Origin of the sequence: Microlunatus sp. GCM10028923 (assembly GCF_042666975.1) — a bacterium.
Classification (GTDB): domain Bacteria; phylum Actinomycetota; class Actinomycetes; order Propionibacteriales; family Propionibacteriaceae; genus Microlunatus.
Genome location: NZ_JBHTFF010000012.1, coordinates 237,779 through 259,414 on the forward strand (window position 1 = coordinate 237,779; position 21,636 = coordinate 259,414).

At 70.8% G+C, this 21,636-nt stretch carries 21 protein-coding genes; 9 read left to right on the plus strand and 12 right to left on the minus strand.

Translation table 11 applies throughout. From position 1 onward, the window contains the following. Positions 1-6 precede the first annotated feature (6 nt). The 6 genes from ruvX to ACFQU4_RS26755 form a co-directional block, all read right to left on the minus strand. Positions 7-480, minus strand: coding sequence for a Holliday junction resolvase RuvX (gene ruvX, locus ACFQU4_RS26730; protein ID WP_377497891.1), 474 nt, complete (start codon positions 478-480; stop codon positions 7-9). 87 nt (positions 481-567) lie between these two features. Further along, positions 568-3,234: an alanine--tRNA ligase gene (gene alaS, locus ACFQU4_RS26735; RefSeq protein WP_377497894.1), complete on the minus strand. Its 2,667-nt coding sequence runs from the start codon at positions 3,232-3,234 to the stop codon at positions 568-570. Between the two features lie 31 nt (positions 3,235-3,265). After that, complete coding sequence (locus tag ACFQU4_RS26740; RefSeq protein ID WP_377497896.1) at positions 3,266-3,496, minus strand: hypothetical protein; 231 nt, start codon at positions 3,494-3,496, stop codon at positions 3,266-3,268. Beyond that, positions 3,496-3,921, minus strand: a complete 426-nt coding sequence (locus ACFQU4_RS26745; protein WP_377497898.1) for a DUF948 domain-containing protein — start codon at positions 3,919-3,921, stop codon at positions 3,496-3,498. Before ACFQU4_RS26745 ends, ACFQU4_RS26740 begins: the two co-directional genes overlap by 1 nt. 226 nt (positions 3,922-4,147) lie before the next feature. Continuing rightward, complete coding sequence (locus ACFQU4_RS26750; RefSeq protein ID WP_377497900.1) at positions 4,148-4,903, minus strand: IclR family transcriptional regulator; 756 nt, start codon at positions 4,901-4,903, stop codon at positions 4,148-4,150. A 10-nt stretch (positions 4,904-4,913) separates the two neighbouring features. Then, the gene (locus ACFQU4_RS26755; RefSeq protein ID WP_377497903.1) at positions 4,914-6,431 is read right to left on the minus strand and encodes an APC family permease; all 1,518 of its coding nucleotides are present in this window, start codon (positions 6,429-6,431) and stop codon (positions 4,914-4,916) included. Between the two features lie 186 nt (positions 6,432-6,617). Here ACFQU4_RS26755 and ACFQU4_RS26760 point away from each other — a divergent pair, with 186 nt between their 5' ends. From ACFQU4_RS26760 to ACFQU4_RS26770, 3 genes are read left to right on the plus strand one after another with little or no spacing between them, the layout of a single operon-like run. After that, positions 6,618-8,189 carry an FAD-dependent oxidoreductase gene (locus ACFQU4_RS26760; protein ID WP_377497905.1) on the plus strand — a complete coding sequence of 524 codons (1,572 nt, stop codon included), beginning with the start codon at positions 6,618-6,620 and terminating at the stop codon, positions 8,187-8,189. Between the two features lie 22 nt (positions 8,190-8,211). Continuing rightward, positions 8,212-8,874 (plus strand): Rid family hydrolase, encoded by a 663-nt coding sequence (locus ACFQU4_RS26765; RefSeq protein ID WP_377497908.1) that lies wholly within the window; start codon positions 8,212-8,214, stop codon positions 8,872-8,874. Further along, positions 8,871-9,392 (plus strand): flavin reductase family protein, encoded by a 522-nt coding sequence (locus tag ACFQU4_RS26770; protein WP_377497910.1) that lies wholly within the window; start codon positions 8,871-8,873, stop codon positions 9,390-9,392. The genes ACFQU4_RS26765 and ACFQU4_RS26770 overlap by 4 nt, the downstream gene beginning before the upstream one ends. On the opposite strand, the gene ACFQU4_RS26775 is transcribed toward ACFQU4_RS26770, so the two are convergent. Beyond that, positions 9,344-10,216 carry a helix-turn-helix transcriptional regulator gene (locus tag ACFQU4_RS26775; protein ID WP_377497913.1) on the minus strand — a complete coding sequence of 291 codons (873 nt, stop codon included), beginning with the start codon at positions 10,214-10,216 and terminating at the stop codon, positions 9,344-9,346. The two genes, ACFQU4_RS26770 and ACFQU4_RS26775, sit on opposite strands and share 49 nt — an antisense overlap. A gap of 120 nt (positions 10,217-10,336) precedes the next feature. Between ACFQU4_RS26775 and ACFQU4_RS26780 the strand changes: the two genes are divergently transcribed. After that, entirely contained in the window at positions 10,337-11,095 is a 759-nt protein-coding gene (locus ACFQU4_RS26780; RefSeq protein WP_377497915.1) for an SDR family oxidoreductase, read from the plus strand. A gap of 77 nt (positions 11,096-11,172) precedes the next feature. Here the strand turns inward: ACFQU4_RS26780 and ACFQU4_RS26785 are convergent, their stop codons facing one another. After that, positions 11,173-12,552 carry a replication-associated recombination protein A gene (locus ACFQU4_RS26785; RefSeq protein ID WP_377497917.1) on the minus strand — a complete coding sequence of 460 codons (1,380 nt, stop codon included), beginning with the start codon at positions 12,550-12,552 and terminating at the stop codon, positions 11,173-11,175. Between the two features lie 103 nt (positions 12,553-12,655). Between ACFQU4_RS26785 and ACFQU4_RS26790 the strand changes: the two genes are divergently transcribed. From ACFQU4_RS26790 to ACFQU4_RS26800, 3 genes are all read left to right on the plus strand, one after another. Next, on the plus strand, positions 12,656-13,129 hold the full coding sequence (locus tag ACFQU4_RS26790; RefSeq protein WP_377497920.1) for a GbsR/MarR family transcriptional regulator: 474 nt from the start codon (positions 12,656-12,658) through the stop codon (positions 13,127-13,129). Continuing rightward, the gene (locus tag ACFQU4_RS26795) at positions 13,126-13,986 is read left to right on the plus strand and encodes an alpha/beta fold hydrolase (protein ID WP_377497922.1); all 861 of its coding nucleotides are present in this window, start codon (positions 13,126-13,128) and stop codon (positions 13,984-13,986) included. Before ACFQU4_RS26790 ends, ACFQU4_RS26795 begins: the two co-directional genes overlap by 4 nt. Positions 13,987-14,075: 89 nt before the next feature. Continuing rightward, positions 14,076-15,224 carry a DUF418 domain-containing protein gene (locus ACFQU4_RS26800; protein ID WP_377497924.1) on the plus strand — a complete coding sequence of 383 codons (1,149 nt, stop codon included), beginning with the start codon at positions 14,076-14,078 and terminating at the stop codon, positions 15,222-15,224. Here the strand turns inward: ACFQU4_RS26800 and ACFQU4_RS26805 are convergent. From ACFQU4_RS26805 to aspS, 4 genes are all read right to left on the minus strand, one after another. Continuing rightward, the gene (locus tag ACFQU4_RS26805; RefSeq protein ID WP_377497926.1) at positions 15,184-15,876 is read right to left on the minus strand and encodes a hypothetical protein; all 693 of its coding nucleotides are present in this window, start codon (positions 15,874-15,876) and stop codon (positions 15,184-15,186) included. The genes ACFQU4_RS26800 and ACFQU4_RS26805 overlap by 41 nt on opposite strands. A gap of 43 nt (positions 15,877-15,919) precedes the next feature. Continuing rightward, positions 15,920-16,336, minus strand: a complete 417-nt coding sequence (locus ACFQU4_RS26810) for a type II toxin-antitoxin system death-on-curing family toxin (RefSeq protein WP_377497928.1) — start codon at positions 16,334-16,336, stop codon at positions 15,920-15,922. Beyond that, complete coding sequence (locus tag ACFQU4_RS26815; RefSeq protein ID WP_377497931.1) at positions 16,333-16,524, minus strand: hypothetical protein; 192 nt, start codon at positions 16,522-16,524, stop codon at positions 16,333-16,335. Before ACFQU4_RS26815 ends, ACFQU4_RS26810 begins: the two co-directional genes overlap by 4 nt. A 100-nt stretch (positions 16,525-16,624) precedes the next feature. Continuing rightward, positions 16,625-18,409 (minus strand): aspartate--tRNA ligase, encoded by a 1,785-nt coding sequence (gene aspS / locus ACFQU4_RS26820; RefSeq protein ID WP_377497933.1) that lies wholly within the window; start codon positions 18,407-18,409, stop codon positions 16,625-16,627. 157 nt (positions 18,410-18,566) lie between these two features. On the opposite strand from aspS, the gene ACFQU4_RS26825 reads away from it, so the two are divergent. Both ACFQU4_RS26825 and ACFQU4_RS26830 read left to right on the plus strand, forming a co-directional pair. Further along, positions 18,567-19,187: a hypothetical protein gene (locus tag ACFQU4_RS26825; protein ID WP_377497935.1), complete on the plus strand. Its 621-nt coding sequence runs from the start codon at positions 18,567-18,569 to the stop codon at positions 19,185-19,187. 126 nt (positions 19,188-19,313) lie between these two features. Beyond that, on the plus strand, positions 19,314-21,629 hold the full coding sequence (locus tag ACFQU4_RS26830; protein ID WP_377497937.1) for a discoidin domain-containing protein: 2,316 nt from the start codon (positions 19,314-19,316) through the stop codon (positions 21,627-21,629). The last annotated feature ends 7 nt before the right edge of the window (positions 21,630-21,636 follow it).

Genomic DNA, 21,636 nt, shown 5'->3' on the forward strand with positions numbered 1-21,636 from the left:
TGGTTGCTAGTCGTCGGTACCGGGCGATACTACTTCCCCCGGCGCCCGGCCAGTGCTTCGTTCGGCCGCCAGCGCGTCCTCCAGGATCGTAGCGGCCGCCGCCGCGTCGATCACCGGACGCTGCTTCCTGGTGGACCGGCCCGATTCGCCGAGCCGCCGGGAGGCGCTCACCGTGCTCAGCCGTTCGTCCACCAGCCGGACCGGGATCGGGGCGATCGCGGCCGCCAGTTCGACCGCCCGCTCCCGGATCGCGACCGCGGCCGGCCCCTCGGTGCCGGAGAGCGACCGGGGCAGCCCGACCACGACCTCGACCGGCTCCCGCTCCGTGACCAGGTCGACCACGGAGCGCAGCGTCGCCTGCCGGTCCGGGGTCGCCTTCACGTTCCCGATCGGGTACGCGAGCGTACCGGCGGCATCGCAGGCCGCCACCCCGATCCGGGCCGCGCCCCAGTCCAGCGCCACCCGTACCCCGGTCCGCACGATCGATCCCTTCTCAAGCCACAACGTTCCCTGAGCCTGTCGATGATCCGATGCAGACCCTTCGACAGGCTCAGGGCACGAAGGCGGTCAGCTGGTGACCTTGGCGCCGATCGCGTACTCCACGTCGCGGAGCGCGTCGGCGGCCTTGGTGCCGTCGCTGCCGCCACCCTGGGCCAGGTCGTCCTTGCCGCCGCCGCGACCGCCCAGAGTCTGGCTCGCGATGGTGACCAGTTCGCCCGCCTTCAGGCCGCGCTCCCGGGCCCCGGCGGTGGTCGCGACGATCACGGTCGGCTTCTCCGCGGTGCCGCCGACCAGGCAGATGACGGCGGCGGTGTTGGACACCCGGTTCCGTACCTCCTGAGCCAGCTGGCGCAGATCGCCGCCCGAGACGCCGTCGGCGTGGTGCGCGATGTAGCCGACGCCCCACATGTCGTGCGACTTCGCGACGATCGGGTCGACCGTGGTGAGCAGGTTGGCCGACTTGAGCGCCGCGATCTCGCGCTCCGCGTCCTTCAGCTGCGCCACCATCTTGCGGACCCGCTCGCTCAGCTGGTCCGGCTGCACCTTCAGGGTCTCGGCCAGGCCGAGCACCAGCGAGCGCTCCTTCGCCAGGTGCTGGAACGCCTCCAGCCCGACGAACGCCTCGACCCGGCGCAGCCCGGAGCCGACCGAGGACTCCGCGTTCAGCGCCAGCAGGCCGATCTGGGAGGACTGCAGCACGTGGGTGCCCGCGCACAGCTCGCGGGACCAGCCGTCGCCCATGTCGACCACGCGGACGACGTCGCCGTACACCTCGCCGAACAGCGCCATCGCGCCGGACGACTTGGCCTCCGCCAGCGGCATCAGCGACGCCGAGACGCCGAGGTCGGCCCGGATCGCCTCGTTGGACAGCTGCTCGATCCGGTGCCGCTGCTCCTCGTCCACCGCGTGGTTCCAGGAGAAGTCCAGCCGCATGTAGCCGGGCCGGTTGTACGAACCCGCCTGCAACGCGGTCGGGCCGAGGATCTGGTGCAGCGCCTCGTGGATCACGTGGGTCGCCGAGTGCGCCTGGCAGGCCCCGAGGCGGTAGTCCGCGTCGACCTGCGACCGGACCACCGTGCCGGGCCGCAACTCGCCCGAGTTGATCTTGACCTTGTGCACGACCAGGCCCTTGACCGGGCGCTGGACGTCCAGCACCTCCAGATCAAGATCATCACCGGTGATCCGGCCATGATCACCGGACTGGCCGCCGGACTCCGGATAGAACGGCGTCTCGGAAAGGATCACCTCGACCTCGTCGCCGGCCGTCGCGTGCTCGCGGAGCTCGCCGTCGACGACGATCCCGCGCACCTCGCCCTCGCCGGACAGGGTCTCCAGACCGGTGAACGGCGTCTCGCCGCGCGACCGGAGCTGGGCGTAGATCTCGGTCGAGACCCCGCTCCCCTTCTTCGACTTCGCGTCGGCCTTGGCCCGGTCCCGCTGCTCGTCCATCAGCCGCCGGAAGCCGGCCTCGTCGACCGAAAGCCCTTGTTCGCCGGCCATCTCGAGGGTCAGCTCGATCGGGAAGCCGTACGTGTCGTGCAGCTGGAACGCCCGGTCGCCGGACAGCAGGCCGGCGTTGTTGCTCTTCGCCGTGGACGCCGCCGTGTCGAAGATCTGGGTGCCCGCGGTGAGGGTGCGCGCGAACGCCTCCTCCTCCGCGTACGCGATGTCGGAGATCCGGTCGAAGTCGTCCGCGACCTCCGGGTAGGAGCCCTTCATCGCGTCCCGGCTGACCGGGAACAGGTCGCCGAAGCTGGGCCGGTCCACGCCAAGCAGCCGCATCGAACGGACCACGCGGCGGAGCAGCCGGCGCAGCACGTAACCGCGCGCCTCGTTGCCCGGCGTGACGCCGTCGGAGATCAACATCAGGCCGGACCGGACATGGTCGGCGACCACCCGGAGCCGGACGTCGTCGACATGATCACTGCCGTACTTCTTGCCGGCCAGGTCCGCCGCGACGTCGATCACGGGGAAGACCTCGTCGATCTCGTACAGGTTGTCGACGCCCTGCAGCAGGTACGCGACCCGCTCCAGGCCCATGCCGGTGTCGATGTTCTTCCGCGGCAGCTCGCGCGCCACGTCGAAGTCGTCCTTGGCCCGGACCGCGGACAGCTCCTCCTGCATGAAGACCAGGTTCCAGATCTCCAGGAAGCGGTCCTCGTCGACGACCGGCCCGCCGTCGGGGCCGTACTCGGGACCGCGGTCGATGTAGATCTCGCTGCACGGGCCGCCCGGGCCGGGGATGCCCATGTGCCAGTAGTTGTCCTTCAGGCCGCGGCGCTGGATCCGCTCCGGCGGCAGCTCGGCGATGTTCTGCCACAGCCGCGCCGCCTCGTCGTCGGAGTGCAGCACGGTGACCCAGACCTTGTCCGGGTCGAAGCCGAGCCCGTACTCGGACTGGGGCGCGGTGATCAGGTCCCAGGCGAAGCTGATCGCCTCGGCCTTGAAGTAGTCGCCGAACGAGAAGTTCCCGTTCATCTGGAAGAACGTGCCGTGCCGGGTGGTCTTGCCGACCTCCTCGATGTCGAGGGTCCGGACGCACTTCTGGACGCTGGTGGCGCGCTGGTACGGCGCCGGCTCCTGACCCGTGAAGTACGGCTTGAACGGCACCATGCCGGCGTTCACGAAGAGCAGCGTCGGGTCGTTGTAGAGCAGGGGCGCCGATGGAACGACCTCGTGCCGGCGATTGCCGAAGTAGTCGAGGAAGCGACGCCGGATTTCGGCGGTTTTCATGCTGAGTCCTAAAGGTGAGGGTGCGAGCAGGTCATTCCGGGTTGCGGCCGAGCGCGTCGTTGATCTCCGCTTCGCGCTCGACCATGGCAGCTCGGACCCGGTCGGCGAAGTCCTGGGCGCGCTCGGTGATCCCGGCGGCCGAATCGGCCACCCGGTTCCCGATCGCCTCAGGCGTCGCCTGCTGCAGATAGTCCCTGATCTTGATCGCGACGAACGCAGCGACGCCGGCCCCGACCAGGAACCAGAACACTCGCTTGATCATCATTTCCTCCGTCGCGAGAACACGCCGCCGCTACCGCCCTTGGCCCGGGCCGGCGTCGGCGCCTCACCACGGAACGCCTTGCGCACCCCGTACGTGAACGCCGCCGTCTTGACCAGCGGGCCGCCGAGCGTCGCCGAGAACAGGGTGGCCATCTGGGCCGCGTTCTCGCTGACCACGGTAGCGTGCTTGCTCACCTTGGCCACATCCTCTGTGACAAAGCTCAGCTTCTCCAATTCATTATTGGTCGCCCGCACGGTGCCCTGAAGCTCCGTGAGGATCGGCACCGACTCGTGCCCGATGTCACGGACGGCGAGCCGCAGCTCCTCGAGCACCCGGCCGAGCTTCAGCAGCGGCACGGCGAAGAGGATCACCAGGATGGCGAAGGCGATGGCCGCGATGAGACCGGCGATATCCCCCAGGGTCATGAAGCTCCTCAATCGGAAAGTGCAGTCAGCGGGGTTCGGCCCCGTCGGGCCAGCACGACCTTATCGCGTCGCCACGAGCCCCGATACGCGCACGCGCCATGGCTCGAGAAGTCCTCCTGCCCGCAGGGAACAGAGCGGCCAGAACGACTGGACGCAAAGGGCAACTTCCGTGCCTGGACGTTGCCCTTTGCGTCCAGTCGATGTCGGCACGGCCCGCCACCCAGGGTCAGCCGGGCCAGCCGGACAGGCGGCGGGCGCCGGCGAGCACCGGTTCGACCAGTTCCGGCGCGTCCGGGCTGAGGCGGCCGGAGCGGCCGGCGATCAGCAGGCAGCCGGTGACCCGGCCGGTGCCGGAGCGGACCGCCGCGGCGAGGCCGACCCGGCCGACGACCGACTCCTCCCGGTCGACCGCGAGGCCGGAGTTGCGGACGTCGCCCAGCTCGGCGAGCAGCCGGGGCCAGTCAGTGATCGTGTACGGGGTGAAGCGGGCCAACTGCTGGCCGGTCAGCAGTTCCGGCCGGTCGGCGAGCAGGATCTTGCCGACCGCGGAGGCGTGCCAGGCCCGCAGCATCGGGTCGTCCGCGGCGACCTCGTGGTCCGGGTCCGGGTCCGCCCAGGACGGTTCGGCGCCGGACAGGCTGACCAGATGGACGCCATGCCGGATCTTGCGGCGCAGGTCCTCGGCCACCTCCGCGACGGCGGCCGGTCCCGGCTGGGCCTGGTCGGGGGCCGGCGCGGCCAGCTCGCGGGCCCGGCGGCCGAGCGCGAAGCCGGCCAGGTCGTCCACCCGGACCAGGTAGCCGTCGCCGACCAGCAGATTGAGCAGCCGGTACGCGGTCGAGCGCGGCACCCGGCACCAGTCGGCGATCTCGCGGGCCGTGGTCCCCGGGCCGAGCCGGGCCACCGCCTCGAGCAGCTGCAGCGCCTTCTGCACCGCCCGTGGTTCGTGTCCCCCGATCGCCGGAGTGCCGGCGTCCCCCATGGTCGTCGGCCTAGGCGGGTGGCCCTGGCCGGCGGCCGCGGCCCGCCAGCGCCAGTTCCCCCGAGTCGGTGCGCCGGACGGCGGCGCCGCCCGGCAGCGCGTCGGCCGACTCGTGCCGGTCGAACGTCCCGATCCGCAACCGCCGGCCCGGCCGCAGCCGGCGGACCAGGCCGGCCCAGGCCGCGCCGACGACCAGGATCGCGCCGACCACGATCACGGCCGGACCGTGGCCCCGCTGAGCCGTACCGGACGCCAGCAGCACGATGATCACGGCCAGTTCCAGCACCGCCAGCCCGGCCACGACGACCACCCGGCGGGTCAGCTCGCCGAGCCGGACCAGCAGCCGGACCGCCCCGATCACCGCCAGCAGGTAGGCCGCCAGCAGCCCGAACCGGATCCCGGCCGAGAGCCAGTCGTGCGGTGGCGAGCCCCGGCCGGCCAGCTGCAGCACGATCACGCCGGCGGCGATCGCCGAGCAGCCGAACAGGATCGCCCAGCCCGGCGTCCGGAACCGGGCCTGGACCCGACCCAGCACCGAGGGCCAAACCCGTTCCAGGCCGAGCGTGTAGACCAGCCGGGAGACCGCGTTGACCGAGCCGAGCGCGGACCCGAGCCAGGACGAGGCGAGGCCCAGGTGCAGCGCGATCACGATCGCCGCCGGCACGCCCTGGCCGGTGCCGAACAGGTAGGCGCTGACCAGCACGTCGCCCTGGCCGGCCAGCGTGGCCACCCCCGCGGCCAGCACCACCAGCCCGCACAGGGCCGGCGTCCAGCGCAGCGTCCGGGCCACCACGGTGGTCCCCCGCCGGGTCTCCGGGCCGAGGAAGGCGGCGCTCTCGAAGCCGGCCAGCGCGAACGCGGTGAACATGATCACCCGGTACGTCTGCTCCGTCTCTAGTGGCGGCAGCACCTCGGGCAGCCGGACCACCGGCGGCGCCACCAGCAGGATGATCATGAAGACCAGGGCGGCCGCCTCGATGATCATCAGGCCGTAGGTGGCGGCACGGACGCCGCGCCAGACCAGCCAGCCGATCCCGGCCACCGCGGCCAGCCCGGTCAGCAGCAGCGGGACCGTACCCCAGGGCGGCAGGCCGATCACCGTGGCCAACGCCGACAGCGCAAGGCTCAACTGGACCAGGCAGCTCACCGCGCTACCCAGGTACTTGATCAACAAGCCGGCTGCGACCGCTCCGGCCGCGCGCCGGCCGAGCCCCCGTGCCGTGTACGAATACAGTCCGCCGGCCGCGGCCATCCGCGCCGCGACCTGGGCCAGGCAGGCACCGATCAGGCAGAGCCCGATGATCACCGCGACCGCGATCAGCAGCGCCGAGACCGGATCACCGGCCCGCGCGATCAACGCCGCGAAGATCACCATCGACGCCGCGGGCGCCGTGGTGGACACCGCCTGGGCCAGCACGGACCAGCCGGTCAGCCGGCGCCGGCCCAGCGGCCGGTGCGGCGACAGTACCGGCTGATCATGTTCGGCCGCGCGGAAGGACCGCTCAATCGCCTCACCCAAAGCCGACACGTTCCCGACGCTAACTCCGGCGTGTTTCGGCGGCGTCACGATCATGGTTCGAACCGCGCCCGTGGAGTGGGACGCGGGCCCGGAACCGGTCCTGGTCGGAGCCGCCGGACCGCAACGCGGCCGACCCGGATCCGACGCATCCGGTCACCAGACTCGGCGGCATCCCCCTCTTCGACAGGAGCCCCGATGGCCACGACTCGTCGATCCTTCATCCAGCGCCTCGGCGTCGCCGGCGGCGCCGGGCTCGCGTACAGCGCCCTGGCCGGCCTCGAGCTGGCGCCCACCGCCGCCGCGGACTCGTTCCGGCCGCTGACCCCGCGGGACCGGCCCGGCCCCGGCCACCGGTCGGTGGTCGTGCTCGGCGGCGGGCCGGCCGGCCTCAGCTCGGCGTACGAACTCCGCAAGGCCGGCTACCGGGTGACCCTGCTGGAGGCCCGGCAGCGGCCCGGCGGCCGGGTCTGGTCGGCCCGCGGCGGCACCGTCGAGACCGACCTGCGCGGCGAGACGCAGGAGTGCCGGTTCAGCGACGGGCACTATCTCAACGTCGGCGCGACCCGGATCCCGCAGGAACACCTGACCCTCGACTACGCCCGCGAGCTGGGCGTGCCGATCATCCCGTTCGGCAACCAGAACGCGAACACCTATGTCCGCTACGCCGGCTCGACCTCGCTGAACAACAAGCCGATCAGCTACCGGCAGGCCAAGGCCGACCTGCTCGGGTACGTCAGCGAGCTGCTCGCCAAGGCGACCCAGCGCGGCGCCCTGGACGACACCCTGAGCACCGAGGACAAGGAGCGGCTGGCCGAGTTCCTCAGCAGCTACGGCGACCTGTCCTCCGACGGCCGCTATCTCGGCAGCGACCGGCGCGGGTACGTGACCGAGCCCGGCGCCGGCACGGAGTTCGGCGAGGTCGGCGACCCGGCGTCGCTGTCGGAGACCGTACGCAGCGGGATCGGCCGCAACTTCGCCTTCGACTTCGGCTACGACCAGGCGATGCAGATGCTCACCGTGGCCGGCGGCATGGACCAGCTGCACCACGCCTTCGCCCGGGCGCTCGGCCGCGACGTGATCACCTACGGCGCCGAGGTGATCTCCTGCAAGAACACCCCGGACGGCGTCACCGTCGAGTACCGGCAGGACAAGCGGGTCCGCCGGATCGAGGCCGACTACGTGATCTGCACGATCCCGCCGCACCTGGTGCCGCGGCTGGAGCACAACCTCTCGCCCACCGTCGTCGCCGCGCTGAAGACCCCGGTGCCGGTCTCGTCGGGCAAGCTCGGCATCGAGTACAAGCGCCGCTGGTGGGAGCTGGAGGACCGCATCTACGGCGGCGCGTCCAACACCGACCTGGACATCGCTCAGATCATGTACCCGAGCGACAACCTGCACGCCAAGCGCGGCGTGGTCGTCGGCTACTACTCCACCGGGCCCCGGCACGAGCGCTTCGACGCGCTGAACCATTCCGGCCGAGTCGCCAAGGCCCTCGACGAGGGGGCCCAGATCCACGGCGAGAAGTACCGCAAGGGCATCGCGGCCACCTTCTCCGGGGCCTGGAAGCAGACCCGCTACACGGAGGGTGCCTGGATCAGCTGGCCGGGCGGCGCCGAGGAGTCGGCGGCCTACCGGACGCTGCTGGAGCCGGCCGGCCGGATCTACTTCGCCGGTGATCATCTGTCCAACGCGATCGCCTGGCAGCACGGCGCCTTCGTCTCCGCCCGCGCCGTCGTCGGCAAGCTCAACGACCGCGCCCACCGCTGATTCTCGAGAGGAATCCCCTGCCATGATCAAGAATCGACGCAGTCCGCTGCAGAGCGTGATCATCGTCTCCGTCTGCGCGGCCGTCGCGGCCCTCGCCGGCAACTCCACCGCCGTTGCGCAGCCCGGCCGTGATCATCGGGTCCCGTACACCCGGCACGTGGAGCCGGGCAACGCCAACCCCATGATCGCGACCGGCGTCACGCTGGAGTCGCGGGCCCGGAACTACAAGTCCAGCGGGCTGGGTCCGGCGGCGCTCAACCCGGCCGGTGCGCCGGGCACGCCGGCGGCCTACGTCGACGCCGGCCAGTTCCCGGGCGGCGAGCTGACCGGCGGGGTGACGATCACCGAGGCCCAGGGCATGAACGCGCTCCGGCAGATCGAGGCCAATCTGAAGGCCCGCGGCCTGAAGCTGAGCGACGTCACCACGATGCGCGTCTTCCTGGACAACGCCCCGGGCACCGACCGGGCCGACTACGCGGGCTGGAACCGGGCGTACCGGCAGTTCTTCGCCAACACCGACCTGAAGACCGGGAAGCCGATCATGGTGCCGATGGGTACCGGCGAACCGGCCGAGCCGCTGGTGATCAACCCGGCCCGGCCGAGCCGGTTCGCGCTCGAGATCGCCTCACTGCCGGTTGAGGGCTGGCTGGTCGAGGTCGAGGTCGACGCCGTCTATCCCCGATGATCATGAGTCCGGACCCGACGGACCAGCGGGCGTACCGGTCGGCCCTCGGCCGGTACGCCTCCGGACTGACCGTGATCACCTGCCGGACCGGCGACCGGCTCGACGGGATGACCTGCCAGTCCTTCACCAGCGTGTCGCTCGAGCCGCCACTGGTCTCGGTCTGCCTCCGCACCGGTACGGCGACGCTGGCCGCGATCGAGGAGGCCGGCTCGTTCTGCGTCAACGTGCTGGCCGGTGATCAACAACCGCTGGCCGACCGGTTCGGCCGGCCCCGACCGGACCGCTGGCTCGGCCTGACCTGGACGCCGAGCACGGCCGGGCATCCGGAACTGCCGGGGTGCCTGCTCTGGCTGGACTGCACCCTGTCCGGCCGGACCGCGGCCGGTGATCACACCCTGGTGGTCGGCCGGGTCGAGCGGATCCGGCTCGGCGACCCGGCGGCCGGCCCGCTGCTCTACTACGGCGGCGACTACCGCGGGCTCGGCGACCCGTCCGCCGAGGTCCGGCTGGCGGGTTGATCATGGTCCGGCGAGGCGGCCCAGCTGGCTAGCAGCCGCAGCCGTTCCTCGGTCGGCGATCCGGCCGCGGCCGTGTACAGGGCGAGGGTGAGGTCAGGATCGCCGGACGGGCGGAGCGACTCGTAGGCCAGGTCCAGCTCGCCGACCAGCGGATGGTTGATCAACTTCGCCCCGTACGTCTTCTCCAGCACGGTGTGCTCGGCCCAGAGGGTACGGAACGTGTCGTCCTTCATCGACAACTCACCGACCAGGGCGGCCAGTTCGGCGTCGTCGGGATAGCGGCCGGCGTCCAGCCGCAGGAAGGCGACCATGTCGGCGGCGACCGACGGCCAGTCCCGGTAGAACAGCCGGGCCTCGGGGCGCAGGAAGGTGTGCCGGGCCGAGTTCCGCTCCGCCGGCGGCATCCCCGAGAAGCCGTACACGGCGTCGGCGAGCGGATTCCAGGCGAGGACCTCGGACCGCCGGCCCATCACGAACGCCGGCACGTCGCCGGCCATCTCGAGCAATCGGCTCAGGCCGGGCCGGACCCGCTGCGCGGCCGGCCGGCGACGCCGGGCCGGACGGACCAGGTTGCGCAGGTGGCTGCGCTCCGTCTCGTCCAGCCGCAGCACCCGCGCGACCGCGTCCAGCACCGCATCCGAGACGGCCGGGGTGCGGCCCTGCTCCAGCCGGACGTAATAGTCGACGCTCACGCCCGCCAGCAGCGCCAGCTCCTCCCGCCGCAGCCCGGCGACGCGACGCCGGCCGCCGCCCGGCAGGCCGACGTCCTCCGGCCGGACCCGGGCCCGCCGGCTGCGCAGGAATTCGCCGAGATCATGGGACACGGTTCCCAGTATGGCCGCGGTCGCCCGGCCGACCCTGGGTACTGCCAGACCCAGGATCGGCGGACCTACGGGACGACGGAGCCTATGGTCCGGGGCCCCGCGGCGGCCACAGTGGTGATCATGAACAACAGCTACGAACTGAACCAGCGGGTCGCCGTCGTCACCGGTGCCTCCAGCGGCATCGGCACCGAGATCGCCCGCACCCTGGCCCGGTCCGGCGCCCGGGTCGCCCTGCTGTCCCGCCGCACGGACCGGCTGGACGACCTCGCCGCCAAGATCATCGCCGACGGCGGCCAGGCTCTTGCCGTCGCGGCGGACGTCGCCGGTGATCTCGGCCCGGCCGTCGAGGCCGTCCACGCCGCGTACGGGCGGGTCGATCTCGTGATCAACAACGCCGGCGTGATGCTGGCCAACCCGTTCCCGGCCGGCCGGTCCGACGAGTGGACCCGGATGATCGACACCAACCTGACCGGACTGCTCAACGTGACCCGGGCCTTCACCGCGGACCTGGTCGAGGCCGGGGCCGAGGGCACCGCCGACCTGGTCAACATCTCCTCCGTCGGCGCCCATCTGATCTTCCCCAACTACGCCGTGTACGACGCGACGAAGGCCGCCGTCACCCATCTGTCGGCCAATCTGCGCAGCGAGTTCGGACCGCTCGGAGTACGGGTCACCAACCTCGAACCCGGCCTGGTCGAGTCGGAGCTGGCCGACCACATCGACAACCCCGAGGTCGCCGCCCACCTGCAGAACTGGCGCACCGAGGTCCCGCCGCTCGCGGCCGCCGACGTCGCCGACGTCGTCGCCTTCATCACCAGCCGCCCGAAGCAGGTCAACCTGGGTCACCTGACCGTCCTGCCCACCGTCCAGGCGGCCTGAACCACAACGTTCCCTGAGCTTGTCGGAGGGCAGGCACGATCCTCGGCCCTTCGGCAGGCGCAGGGAACGTGGGCCGGTCAGCCCTTCAGCAGTTCGGTGATCCTGGCCAGCCGGTCGGATACCTGGGCCTCGTACCCGTGGTTGGTCGGCTGGTAGTAGTCGGCGTCGGCCAGCTCGTCCGGCAGGTACTGCTGGGCCGCGATCCCGTGCGGCGCGTCGTGCGCGTACTTGTAGCCCTCGCCGTGGCCGTGCTGCTTGGCTCCCGCGTAGTGGGCGTCCCGCAGGTGCGGCGGGACCAGCCCGATCCGGCCCTCGCGGACGTCGGACTGGGCGGCCCCGATCGCCAGCACGACGGCGTTGGACTTCGGCGCCAGCGCGCAGTGGATCACGGCGTGGGCCAGCGTGATCGCCGCCTCCGGGAACCCGATCAGCTGGACGGTCTGGGCCGCGGCGGTGGCCAGTGGCAGCGCGGTCGGGTCGGCCATCCCGATGTCCTCCGAGGCCAGGATCATGATCCGGCGCGCGATGAACCGCGGGTCCTCGCCGGCCTCGATCATCCGGGCCAGGTAGTGCAGTGAGGCGTTGACGTCGGATCCGCGCATCGACTTGATGAAGGCGCTGATCACGTCGTAGTGCTGGTCGCCGTCGCGGTCGTACCGCACGGCTGCCTTGTCGACGGCCCGCTCCACCGTCTCGGTGGTGATCGTCGCGCTGTCCACCGCGGTCGCGCCGGCTGCCGATTCCTCCAGGTACGTCAGCGCCCGCCGCGCGTCTCCGCCGGCCAGCCGGAGCAGGGTGGCCCGGGCCTCCTCGTCGAGCTCGTACGTCTCGCCGTCCGGGGTGCGCAGCCCGCGCTCGTCGGTGAGGGCCCGGGTCAGCAGCCCGGACAGGTCCTCGTCGGTCAGCGGGCGCAGGGTCAGCAGCAGCGACCGGGAGAGCAGCGGCGAGATCACCGAGAAGCTCGGGTTCTCCGTGGTCGCGGCGATCAGGGTGACCAGCCGGTTCTCGACGGCCGGCAGCAGCACGTCCTGCTGGGCCTTGGAGAACCGGTGCACCTCGTCGACGAACAGCACGGTCTGGTTCCCGTGCCGGAGCTCGCTGCGGGCCTGGTCGAGCACGGCCCGAACATCCTTGACCCCGGCCGTGACGGCCGAGATCTCGACGAACCGGCGATCGGTCTGCCGGGACACCACACTGGCGATCGTCGTCTTGCCGACGCCGGGCGGTCCCCACAGGAACACCGACATCGGCTCGCCGGAGGCCAGCCGGCGCAAGGGCGAACCCGGCGCCAGCAGGTGGCCCTGGCCGACGATGTCCTCCAGGGCGCGCGGCCGCATCCGTACCGCCAACGGCGTGCCGGCGTGGTCGACGTCGCCGAGACTGCCGCCGGTCGTCGCCTGGCCGCTCCGGCCCGACCGCGGCTCCGGCACCGGGTCGCCGAACAGGTCCTCACTCACGGAGACACCTCATCACACGGGACCGACGTTCGTCCCCCGGCCTCGGCCGATGCGAAATCCAGTCATTGCAGTGATGACTGCAATGACTGGTAGGTTGGCGGTCATGGACGCCCCGACCGAGGCCGAACTCGACTTCACCGACGCCGTCGCGGCGTTCTTCGCCCGCGAGGGCATGCCACTGATCCCCGGCCGGGTGATCGGCTGGCTGCTGATCAGCGACCCGCCCGAGCAGACATCGGCCCAGCTGGCCGAGGTGCTCGAGGTCAGTCGCAGTTCGATCGGCAGCGCGACCCGGATGCTGACGCCGAGCGGTCTCGTCGAAGGGATCCGCAAGCGTGGCGACCGGCACGAGTACTTCCGGATCGCCGCGGACGGCTGGAGCCGGATGCTGATGCGCCGGTACGGCTACGCGACGGAGTTCCGTGATCTCCTCGGCCGCGGCCTGACCGTCCTCGACGACGCGCCGGCCGACCGCCGCGAACGCCTGCAGAACGTCCATTCCCTGTACGGCTTCCTGGCCGACGAACTGCCCGCACTGCTGCAGCGGTGGCAGCACCAGAACCGGAGCGAATCATGATCGATGATCTTGCGGTCGACCACGACATCCACGAGATCGCCTGCCCGGAAGGACGACTTCGGGTGATCACGGCCGGCGACACCGGGCCGCCCGTCGTCCTGCTCAGCGGCGGCGGTACGGACAGCGCGACGCTCAGCTGGCGCCACCTGATCCCCGACCTGGCCGACTCGTTCCGGGTCTTCGCACCGGACTGGCCGAAGCAGGGCCGCAGCCAGCCCTGGCGCGGTGTCGCCGACCATGATCGCCTGGTCCGCTGCGTGACCGAGGTCCTTGATCATTTCGGGCTGGACCGGGTGGCCCTGGTCGGCCTATCCCAGGGCGGCGCCATCTCGCTGGCGTACGCGATCGAACACCCGGACCGGGTTTCCACGATCGTCGCCCTGGCGCCGGCCGGGATCATCGACTTCCCGCCCGTGGTCCATCAGCTGCTCTGGCTGACCGCGAAGATCCCCTTCCTGAGCAGGACCCTGCCGAGCCTGATGTCCCGGAACCGGGCGCAGACCGAGGCCTTCACCCGCCGCGGCCTGTTCGCCGCCCTGCCGGACGACTTTGACCAGGTGGTCGACGAGATCATGGCCGAGGGGGCGACGGGTTCCAGTTCGAGCGACTGGCAGAACACCTCGATCGGCCCGTTCCGGATGCGGGTCGACCTGCGCCCACGGCTGTCCGAGATCCGCTGCCCGACCCTGTTCCTCCAGGGCGACTCCGACGTCGGCATCCGGCCGCACTTCACGGTCGCGGCCGCCCGCCTGGTGCCCGGCGCCAAGTTGATCATGCTCGAGAACACCGGCCACTGGATCAGCCGCCAGCCCCCCGCCCTGGTCAACCCGATGATCAAGGACTTCCTCACCGACTGAGCGGTGTGACGGTTATATCCCGATTGTGATACTTTCGTTCTGTCACAGTCGTGATACATCCGTACGATCTTCGTAGAGGAGCCGCCCCGATGGCACGGGTCACCGGACTTGATCTTGCGCGAGGAATCGCCATCCTCGGCACCCTGGGCACCAACATCTGGCTGTTCAGCAACCCCGGCGGACTGCTCCGGGCGTTCACGGACCCGGCCGCGGCAGGGGTGCCGGACTGGCAGGTGCCGATCACGCTGTTCCTCAAGCAGCTCGCGAACGGCAAGTTCCTCGGACTCCTCACGCTGATGTTCGGGATCGGCCTGGCGATCCAGTTCGACTCGGCCCGTCGGCGTGGCCGGCCATGGCCGCAGAGCTACCTGTGGCGGGCCGTGGTGCTGTTCCTGGACGGCGTGGTGCACTTCCTGCTCGTCGTCGAGTTCGACGTCCTGATGGGCTACGCCGTCACCGGGATCGTGGTTGCCGCCCTCCTGCTCACCAGCCCGGCAGCCCAGCGGCGCTGGATGATCGCGACCACCTCGATCCACCTGGTCGCGGTGGGGCTGATGACGGCCGGGATGGTGTTCCACGGCGAGTCGGTCAGCGGCACGGTGCCGCAGCCGAGCCCGTACCAGCAGGGAAGTTGGTGGGACCTGGTGCTGTTCCGGATCGACCACCTCACGGCCTTCCGGTTCGAGCCGGTCTTCATCCTCGGCTCGAGCATCGCCCTGTTCCTGCTCGGCGCCCACCTGTGGCGAGCCGGCCTGTTCCGGACCGAGGGCGGCCGGCTGCGGTCGACCCTGATCGTCGTCGGTGCGGTGACCCTGCCGATCGATCTGGCCCTCGGCGCGACGGTGCCGTCGGCGTTCTTCGTGGTCCGCTACCTGACCGCGCCGCTGGTGTCGCTCGGCCTGCTGGCCCTGATCGCCGCCGTCACACTCGACCGGGAACCCGGCTGGTGGGGCCGCCGGCTCTCCGAACTCGGCCGGGTCGCCCTCAGCGGGTACGTCACCCAGAACCTGATCGCCTCGGCCCTGTTCTACGGCTGGGGCCTCGGCCTGAACGGCGTCGACCCCGCCCTCCGACTCCCAGTCACCGTGCTGGCCTGGGCAGCGATCGGCGCGATCATCCTCACCCTGGCCCACCTCTGGCTGCGACGCTTCGACCGCGGCCCGCTGGAGTGGCTCTCCGGCACGATCGTCACGGCCCTCAACGGGACCCGACGCTCGCGCCGCGCCGCACGCGTCTGACGGCCGCGACCGCGATCAGCAGCAGTCCGAGCTGGTACGTCAAGCGGACCTGCAGCCGGTGCCACGTTCCCGCACCCTCGACCCACCCGACCATCCCGGCACCGACCAGCAGCACGGATCCCGCGAACAGCGCGGCCCCGATCCCGGCCCGGGTGTCCACGGCCAGCGAGGCACCGGCCGTGCCGACGAGCAGCACCAGGTAGAGACCCGCGGCAACCCGGAAGGTCGGCCCGAGCCCGCCCCACATCAGGCAGAACAGCAGCGTGGCCCCGATCAGGTACAGCAACGCGACGACCGCCCGCCACCGCCGGTCACCACCGACCGCGGCCCGCAACTCCGCGACCGCGCCGCTGCGCACGTACAGCACGAGGAGACAGCCCTGCGCCGCGACGAACGCCGCCACACTGAACAGCAAACCGTTCTCGCTCAGGCCGATCCGTCGCGGGTTCCCCAACAGGTCACCGACCGCACACAACAGAAGAGCCAGCACCAGCAGCTTCGGCCCGCCCGACCGCCACACCCAGACCGCGAGCAGCGGCGCCAGGATCGACACCGCGACCAGGTCGGCCAGCGGCGAGACCGGCGCGACGACGAAGATCAACTGCGCCGCCGCAACCAGCCCGAACCCGACCAGCCAGGGACTCTTGATCAAGTCTGGGAGTAGCAACCTGCGGCGCGCGCTCATGCCGGCGAAGCTACGAGTCGGCACCTATCGTCGGCGTATCGAAGGGAGTGGACCAGCTGTTGAGCCGTTGGGCGATGTCGGGCAGGGCGAGCGAGCCGGTGGCCAGTTCGACGACGACCCTCTCGCCCTCATCGGGCGAGGGTGCCCGGAGAGTGATCCCGTTGAACAGCAGGAAGAGCTTGGTTGCCGCCCAGGCCATGCGTTTGTTGCCGTCTACCAGGGTGTGATTCCTGGCGAGTGAGTGCATCAGCGCCGCAGCCTGAGCAGGCAGGTTGGGGTAGGCCGGCTCACCGAAGGCGCTGGCTCGCGGTCGGGCCAGCGCCGACTCGAGCAGTCCGGGATCGGCGATCAGGAAGTCTTCCCGTTCCTCGGCCATCATCACGATGCCGAGTTCGGTGATGTCTTCCAACGTGAGGAAGTAGGTCACTGCGCGAGGCGGTGCAGCAGTTCGCGATCCTCGTCGAGGATATGCCGGATGAACCGCGCCCGCCGATCGCCGTGCACCAATTGCCGGATCCCCTCCAGGGCAGCCTGCTGCATCGACATGTCGTGCTCGGCCGCGTAGGCGCGCAGAGCCTCGGTGTCCTCGTCGGTTAACCTCAGGTTCATCGCCATACCAGCGACGGTGCCACGAGTGGTACCGACCAGGTTCGTCCTGGATCGGGGTGAATTCGGCCCCGGGTTCGCAGCGGAATGCTCCCCGATCAATGGGCGGTCAGGACTCCTTGGCCGGCTCGGGCTTGGCGTCGACGCCGGCCTCCTTGCGCTGGGCGGCGGTGATCGGGGCCGGGGCGTCGGTGAGCGGGTCGACACCGCCGCCGGACTTCGGGAACGCGATCACCTCACGGATCGAGTCCGAACCGGCCAGCAGGGCCACGATCCGGTCCCAGCCAAAGGCGATGCCGCCGTGCGGCGGGGCGCCGAAGGCGAAGGCGTCGAGCAGGAAGCCGAACTTCTGCTGCGCCTCCTCCGGCTCGATCCCCATCACCTTGAAGACGCGCTCCTGCACGTCCCGGCGATGGATACGGATCGAGCCGCCGCCGATCTCGTTGCCGTTGCAGACGATGTCGTACGCGTACGCCAGCGCCGAGCCCGGATCGGTGTCGAAGGTGTCCAGCGACTCCGGTTTCGGCGACGTGAAGGCGTGGTGCACGGCGGTCCAGGCACCCGATCCGACCGCGACATCGCCGGCCGCGACGGCGTCACCGGCCGGCTCGAACAGCGGTGCGTCGACCACCCAGACGAACGCCCAGGCGCTCTCGTCGATGGCGCCGATCCGCTTGCCGATCTCCAGCCGGACCGCGCCGAGCAGCGCCTGCGACGCCGACCGGCCGCCGGCCGCGAAGAAGACGCAGTCCCCCGGCTCCGCACCGGTGGCCTTGGCCAGGCCTTCCCGTTCGGTCTCGGACAGGTTCTTGGCGACCGGTCCGCCGAGCTCGCCGTCCGCCCCGAACAGCACGTACGCCAGCCCGCGCGCACCGCGCTGCTTGGCGAACTCCTGCCAGGCGTCCAGCGTGCGCCGCGGCTGGTCCGCGCCGCCCTTCATCACGACGGCCCCGACGTAGTCGGCCTGGAAGACCCGGAACGGGGTCTCGGCGAAGTAGTCGGTCAGCTCGGTGATCTCGAGGTCGAACCGCAGGTCCGGCTTGTCGGTGCCGTACCGGTCCATCGCGTCGCGGTACGTGATCCGCGGGATCGGCGCGGTGACCTGATGCCCGATCAGCGACCAGATCTCGGTCAGCAGCCGCTCGCCGAGCGCGATCACGTCGTCCTGGTCGACGAAGCTCAGCTCCAGGTCCAGCTGGGTGAACTCGGGCTGCCGGTCGGCCCGGAAGTCCTCGTCCCGGTAGCAGCGGGCGATCTGGTAGTAGCGCTCCAGGCCGCCGACCATGAGCAACTGCTTGAACAGCTGCGGGCTCTGCGGGAGGGCGTACCAGGAACCGGGCCGGAGCCGGGCCGGGACCAGGAAGTCGCGCGCGCCCTCCGGCGTGGACCGGGTCAGCGTCGGCGTCTCCACCTCGACGAACCCCTCGCCGGCCAGCACCGTGCGGGCGACCCGGTTCACCTCGCTGCGCAGCCGGATCGCGGCGGCGGGGCCGGGCCGGCGCAGGTCGAGGTAGCGGTACTTGAGCCGGGTCTCCTCGCCGACGTTGACCCGTTCGTCGATCTGGAACGGCAGCGGCGCGGCCGCGTTGAGCACCTCGAACTCGGCCGTGACGACCTCGATCTCGCCGGTCGGCAGGTCCGGGTTGGCGTTGCCCTCGGGTCGCCGGGCCACCTCACCGATGATCTTGATGCAGTACTCGTTGCGCAGATCGTGCGCACCGGAGGCGGCCAGGATCTCGTCCCGGACCACGACCTGCACGATCCCGCTGGCGTCCCGCAGGTCGAGGAAGGCGACCCCGCCGTGGTCCCGACGCCGGCCGACCCACCCGGCCAGCGTGACCGTGGTTCCGGCGTGCTCGGCGCGCAGTGTCCCGGCGTCGTGCGTGCGAATCAACTCTTCTGTCCCTTCATCGAACTGGCCCAGGCCCCGCCCGATCCTAGACCACCCCACGCGGGCCTTCTCCGCCGCCGCACTCCCCGAACCACGCCCCGACGACCCGGTCGGAACGGTTGTTTCGCCGGTCTTCTGAGAATGGGTGACACTAGAACACATGGGTAGGACGCAGTGGAACAGACGACCCCGTGGATTCGCCGGCCTGCTCACCGCCGTCCTGGTGCTGATCGCCGGGTGTGCGTTCGTCGTCGTCGGCGCACCGCCGGCCCACGCCTGTGAGTGCCGGCCGCCCACCCGGCCCCAGGCGGTGCAGCGGGCCGACGTGATCATGTACGGGACCGTGCGCTCGGTCCGGCCGGTCTCCGACCCGGCCACCGGCCACGAGTTCACCCTCGCCGTCCGGTACGTCTACAAGGGCACCGCCTACTCCGAGCAGATCGTGCAGACCCCCGACGCCGCGGCCTGCGGATTCGTGCCGACGATCGGCACGACGATGCTGATCTTCGCCACCGAACGGCAGGAGACCTCCGTCGAGCATGCGTACGAGCTGGTCAGCACCCAGTGCGACGGCAGCATGCCGGCCGACAGCCCACCGCGGGACCTGGGCACACCGCTGGCACCGCTGAGCGGTTCGTCGGCCGACGTCGGCGCCGCGGAACGCACGGATGCGGCGATCGGCCGGACGCTCGGCACCGTCGCCCTGGTGATCATCGGGATCGCCCTCGTCGGCGGAGCCGCCCTGTTCTGGCTCTGGCGCCCCGGCCGCGCCCGCCCCTGACCCCGGCGGCTCAAGCCGCCGCTCGCTCCTGATCATGGGTTGAACCGATCATGGAAAGCTCTTCCGCGCCCGGACGTTACATGGCACATTGTTCCACGTACGTGTCCATCGGGAGGCAGGGGCGCTATGACGAACCGGAGCACGGGAGCACCCACCTGGCTGCGCCAGCTGGGTTTCGCCGCGAGCATGATCGGCATCGGGGTCGGGATCGGCACCGTGGTCCAGACCGGCGGGGCCGCACCGGACCCGGCGGCGGTCGCCCGGCTGCCGGGAGAGGTCAGGGCGGTCGGCGATCCGGACGACCCGCCGGCCGAGGGCGACGGGCTGCCTGGTGACCGTCCGTCGTTGTCCGGCGGCGCACTCTGGTACCCGTGGGCGCCCGGGCCCGGCGAACTCGGCGCGGTGCCGATGGCGTTCTCGGTGGACCACCTGATCAAGGACCGCACCGCCAAGAAGGTGATTGCCTCCTGGGGCCGCAACGAGGACTCCCCCACGGCGCCGCTGCTGAACACCCGTGCCGTCGGCGAGGACAACGGCCAGATCTTCAAGCCGTACGAGGCGCTGCCGTCGGAGTTCACCATGGTCGCCACCACCCGGCTCCGGGACGGCGCGATCCTCTCGGCGAGCTTCGTCCCGGTCCCGTCACCGGCGCCGAACCGGCTCGGCATCCCGATGGCGAAGTCGACCGACGTGGCGAAGACCTGGACCACCTGGACCGCGCCGCTGATCGAGAACAAGTGGAAGCTCGGCTGGTACCGGGTGCACCGCGACCTGATCGAGCTCGACGACGGCACCCTGCTGCTCGGCGGGTACGGCAGCGGCGTGATCGACGGCGTCAACAAGCAGTACAGCGTGATCTTCGAGTCCACCGACGGCGGCCAGACGTTCCGGCAGCGGTCGGCGGTGAACGCCGGCTCCTCGTACTCGACGAACGAGCTCGGCTTCGGCCGGACCGCCGACGGCCGGCTGATCGCGATGATGCGCGGCGTCGAGCCGAATCCGCGGCCGCCGGCGATGCCGCTCACCCAGGCGTTCTCCGACGACGACGGGCTGACCTGGACCGACGTGAAGCCGTACCAGCCGCCGGAGGGGATGCCGAACAACGGGATCATGCCGAAGTTCCTGCTGCAGCCGAACGGCCAGCTGCTGATGACGTACGGCCGCCCGGACAACAACGTGGTCGTGTCGCTGGACGGCACCGGCCGGACCTGGGACACCGGCGAGACCCTCTACTCCCGCTACCCCGCCGACGAACCGCTGCGGCGCTGGTCCGGCAGCAGCGGCAACATGGATCTGGTCGCACTGAACAACGGATCCTCGCTCGCGTTCGGCGACAACTGCCACAACATCTGGTACTGCCGCGAGTACGGCCACGACAACAAGATCTGGACCCGCAAGGTGGACGCGCTCGGGCCCGGCGTCGGCAAACTTGATCTTGCCACCAAGGTCCGGGACAAGATCGTCAAGCTGACCGGCAACGTGGTTCCCGCCGATGATCATTTCCCGGAGCAGCGGCTGGCCGCGGTGGTCGACGGCAGCTCCGAGTATCGCGCGGCGGCCCGGTTCGACCGGCGGCAGGAGTTGATCATCGAGCTGGACCGCACGTACACGCTGAACCGGATCGGGCTGATGCTGGCCAAGGGCGAGCTGAACAGTGCCAAGGTGCAGGTCTCCACCGACGGCGAGACCTGGAGCGCACCGATCCTGCGCACCGGCGACCGGACCGACTGGGCGATGCGCTATCAGGACGTCGACCCGGTCCAGGCCAAGTTCGTCAAGATCACCCGGGACAGCCGCGCACCGCTGGCGGCGATCACCGAACTCGAGCTGTACGCGAGCCACCTGCTCACCTTCGAGAACGACGCGATCACCACGATCCCGCGGACGATCAAGGACGCCCGCTACGCCCTGGTCGCCGACAAGGGCACCATCCCGGGCTACGACCACTCGAACGCCCGGATGGTGCTGATCGACGCCGACCAGGCCGCCCGGGCGTCCGCGACGATCCCGGCCCAGGAGCCGGCCGCCGGACTGCGGTTCGGCTTCGGCTTCGAGGGCTACGGGTACGGCTCCGGCGCGATCTGGGAGGTCCTCGGCCGGTCCGGCGACGGCGAGGAGAAGGTCGCGTACCGGCTGCTCCTGTCGCCCGACTGGACAGCGAACGTGCTGACGGTGAAGGCCTGGACCGGCTCCGCCTGGGTCGAGGTCGGCCGGACCGGCAGCCCGGTGGTCCCGAACAAGCAATGGATGTCGGTCACCCTGGGCAGCACCGCCGAGGGCACCAAGATCACGATCAACGGCACCGCGCTCGGCACCGCGACTCAGCGGCTGGCCGACGTCGACACCCTCACCGGCCTCCGCGTCCAGACCGGCCTCAACCCCGAGGACGTCGGCAACATGGAGCACTCGTACGACGACATCATGATCACCCCGCTGCGCTGACCCACGC

What these genes read in the sequence shown, in the direction of transcription:
- ACFQU4_RS26765 (WP_377497908.1), top strand. Translation starts at nt 8,212, where the DNA reads ATGATCAAGAATCGACGCAGTCCGCTGCAGAGCGTGATCATCGTCTCC.
- ACFQU4_RS26830 (WP_377497937.1), top strand. Translation starts at nt 19,314, where the DNA reads ATGACGAACCGGAGCACGGGAGCACCCACCTGGCTGCGCCAGCTGGGT.
- ACFQU4_RS26760 (WP_377497905.1), top strand. Translation starts at nt 6,618, where the DNA reads ATGGCCACGACTCGTCGATCCTTCATCCAGCGCCTCGGCGTCGCCGGC.
- ACFQU4_RS26770 (WP_377497910.1), top strand. Translation starts at nt 8,871, where the DNA reads ATGATCATGAGTCCGGACCCGACGGACCAGCGGGCGTACCGGTCGGCC.
- ACFQU4_RS26780 (WP_377497915.1), top strand. Translation starts at nt 10,337, where the DNA reads ATGAACAACAGCTACGAACTGAACCAGCGGGTCGCCGTCGTCACCGGT.
- ACFQU4_RS26825 (WP_377497935.1), top strand. Translation starts at nt 18,567, where the DNA reads ATGGGTAGGACGCAGTGGAACAGACGACCCCGTGGATTCGCCGGCCTG.
- ACFQU4_RS26740 (WP_377497896.1), bottom strand. Translation starts at nt 3,496, where the DNA reads ATGATCAAGCGAGTGTTCTGGTTCCTGGTCGGGGCCGGCGTCGCTGCG.
- ACFQU4_RS26815 (WP_377497931.1), bottom strand. Translation starts at nt 16,524, where the DNA reads ATGGCGATGAACCTGAGGTTAACCGACGAGGACACCGAGGCTCTGCGC.
- ACFQU4_RS26745 (WP_377497898.1), bottom strand. Translation starts at nt 3,921, where the DNA reads ATGACCCTGGGGGATATCGCCGGTCTCATCGCGGCCATCGCCTTCGCC.
- ACFQU4_RS26790 (WP_377497920.1), top strand. Translation starts at nt 12,656, where the DNA reads ATGGACGCCCCGACCGAGGCCGAACTCGACTTCACCGACGCCGTCGCG.
- ACFQU4_RS26800 (WP_377497924.1), top strand. Translation starts at nt 14,076, where the DNA reads ATGGCACGGGTCACCGGACTTGATCTTGCGCGAGGAATCGCCATCCTC.
- ACFQU4_RS26795 (WP_377497922.1), top strand. Translation starts at nt 13,126, where the DNA reads ATGATCGATGATCTTGCGGTCGACCACGACATCCACGAGATCGCCTGC.
- ACFQU4_RS26750 (WP_377497900.1), bottom strand. Translation starts at nt 4,903, where the DNA reads ATGGGGGACGCCGGCACTCCGGCGATCGGGGGACACGAACCACGGGCG.
- alaS (WP_377497894.1), bottom strand. Translation starts at nt 3,234, where the DNA reads ATGAAAACCGCCGAAATCCGGCGTCGCTTCCTCGACTACTTCGGCAAT.